This is a genomic window from Vibrio sp. 970 (assembly GCF_033339075.1).
Genome location: NZ_JAWOTW010000171.1, coordinates 1 through 851 on the forward strand (window position 1 = coordinate 1; position 851 = coordinate 851).

The 851-nt window shown below is 45.7% G+C and carries 2 protein-coding genes; both read right to left on the reverse strand.

Annotation, left to right across the window (positions count from 1 at the left end; genetic code table 11):
* The coding region (locus tag R7Q11_RS25485; protein WP_225466913.1) for a primosomal replication protein at positions 1-385 on the reverse strand (385 nt) is incomplete at its 3' end.
* Positions 382-851 (reverse strand): sulfite exporter TauE/SafE family protein (locus tag R7Q11_RS25490; RefSeq protein ID WP_225466914.1); only part of this gene is annotated, 470 nt, incomplete at its 5' end. The genes R7Q11_RS25490 and R7Q11_RS25485, both read right to left, overlap by 4 nt.

Below are 851 nucleotides of genomic sequence, written 5' to 3' on the forward strand. Positions count from 1 at the left end.
CTCGCAAGCGTCTTGCCCATTCTTGGTGTTGCGCGAGCTCTTGATAAAGCACGTTAATTGGTTTGCGAAAGTGGCTGCTATGCTTGATTTCATTCTTACGAATTTTAGTGGTAGAAATCTCTCGCTGAATTGCGCTAATTTGCGCTACGAGTCGTTCGGTGAAGTCCTCCGCTCGCAAAGCGGTGAGCTTATTTTCGTTTTGCTCTCGGATAATCGCGTCCAGTGTCGATTTCGCTTCTTTTACGCAAGGGGTCAGTAAGCGAGAACGGCAGCTAAATAAACGTTCATCAAACAACGGAACGTGATGCTCTCCTCGTTGGCGATCCAATGTCGCGGCTTGATTCGCCATGTGTTCTAAACTTTTCGAAAGTTGTTCGATGTTCATGATAAACCTACAAACCAAGCGTCATAAGCCAGCTTAATCGCTAATACGCTCACGACCGTGACAAAAACGGGACGAATGAACTTAGAGCCGAATCGAATTGCAGAATGCGCACCAACAAATGCCCCAGCCATTAAACACACACCCATTGTTAAGCCTAGCACCCAGTTAATGTGACCTAAAATAGCGAAAGTAATAAGTGAGGTAAAATTACTGGTGAAGTTCATCGCTTTGGCTAAACCAGAGGCGAGCAATATATTGAGACGGTACAGCGCCATAGAACTTACAGGCCAAAACGCGCCTGTTCCTGGACCGGCTAATCCATCGTAAAAACCAATCGACAAACCTTGCAGGTACTGTTTTTTATGCAGTTTTGGGCAAGGCTCTGGTATTGGGCTTTGATGAGGTGAATGTGGCGTTTTATGGAATACGGTATACAGCGCAGCGGCTAATATAATAAGAGGCAAGA